Genomic DNA, 1,330 nt, shown 5'->3' with positions numbered 1-1,330 from the left:
CGAAGCGAGCTGAACAAGCGCCGCGCTACAGTTGTCCACAGCCGGCATCAGCCGATGTCGGCCCCAAGCCCTGGGTCAAAGTTCAATCGGCAGGGTGGGTCAAATTTAGATCGGCGCCAACACACTGCAGCCAAAGGGTCTCCACAAGGCGGTTCGCGCGGTGCAGGCGGCCGCTTCGCTACCGCGCGACCTCTCGGCGATAACACGTTGCAATTGATCCCAGGATTAGGGTTGTCTCTTGGTCGTTTGCGCCGAGCGCCGGCGGGTCTCCAGCATCCAACACATTGCGATTCGAAACCGGATCCCCGACCGCGTCGGGATTAGGGCAATTGTCGGCGATGGTTGGCGAAGTCGAGCTCACTCCGGGATGAGCTACGCTTGCGGGCTAATCCTAGGGGAAATCCAATGGTCGACGCACAAAGAACTAGACAGGACCTCACCGTCAAAGGCGAGTCGGTGGAACGGGTCTTTGGGAACTACCGGGCCTGGCGCTACATCGTTAACCGCCGCTATCAGCGCAAGCTGGTCTGGACGCTGGACGAGAAGCGGCGTTTCATCGACTCGTTGCTGTCCGGCTATCCGGTGCCGATCGTTCTCCTCGCAGAACGCAAGGGCACCGCGGGTCAAGGGTTCTTTGAAATCATCGACGGGATGCAACGGCTGAACGCGGTGTTCGGGTTTATCGAGAACGAGTACGCCGTCAACGGTCACTTCTTCGATCTGAACACCATGGCTGAGACGAAGGCGCTGCTAGACGCCGGCGAGATCAAGCAACGCGAGCCGCTCTTGCCCCGCGAGGCATGTGTGGCGATCGCCTCGTACACCATCCCACTATCGATCTATGAGTTCGCCGGCGACGGCGACGTTGACGAGGTGTTCCGGCGGATCAACTCGGGCGGCCGGAAGCTCTCACGCCAGGAGCTCCGGATCGCCGGCAGCACCGGCCACTTTGCACAGGCTGTGCGCTATGTCGCCTCCAAGGTGCGCGGCGACGTCTCATCGTCCGACGAGTTACCTCTGAACGAGATGAAGAAGATCTCAATCACGAACAAGGAGCTCGAGTACGGCATTGATGTCGACGAGGTGTTTTGGATCAAGCAAGGTGTGTTGACGAAGGAGCAGGTCCGCGAATCCCGTGACGAAGAGGTCATCGCTGATGTCCTCGCCTTCATGATCCTCGACGACAAGCCGCCCTCTCGTAGCGAGGTGAAACGCCCCGGCTTCCGCGGAGGCCAGTTGGTTTAAGTCAGACGGTCGCGGCCTGACCAGCGCGTTGGCGATGGTAATTGGCTTCGAATTCGGCGGGCGGGACATAGCCCAGCGGCCCCAT

The 1,330-nt window shown here is 60.4% G+C and carries 1 protein-coding gene; it reads left to right on the top strand.

The window, feature by feature from the left end; genetic code table 11:
• Positions 1–405 precede the first annotated feature (405 nt).
• Positions 406–1,245 carry a GmrSD restriction endonuclease domain-containing protein gene (locus tag ABDJ40_RS24680; protein ID WP_347613769.1) on the top strand — a complete coding sequence of 280 codons (840 nt, stop codon included), beginning with the start codon at positions 406–408 and terminating at the stop codon, positions 1,243–1,245.
• Positions 1,246–1,330 lie beyond the last annotated feature (85 nt).

The organism is Roseateles flavus (genome assembly GCF_039872765.1).
Taxonomy (GTDB): domain Bacteria; phylum Pseudomonadota; class Gammaproteobacteria; order Burkholderiales; family Burkholderiaceae_C; genus Roseateles_B; species Roseateles_B flavus.
This window is presented reverse-complemented; position numbering and strand designations above follow the sequence as displayed.

Coding starts and splice junctions, on each gene's coding strand:
- ABDJ40_RS24680 (WP_347613769.1), top strand. CDS start 406: ATGGTCGACGCACAAAGAACTAGACAGGACCTCACCGTCAAAGGCGAG.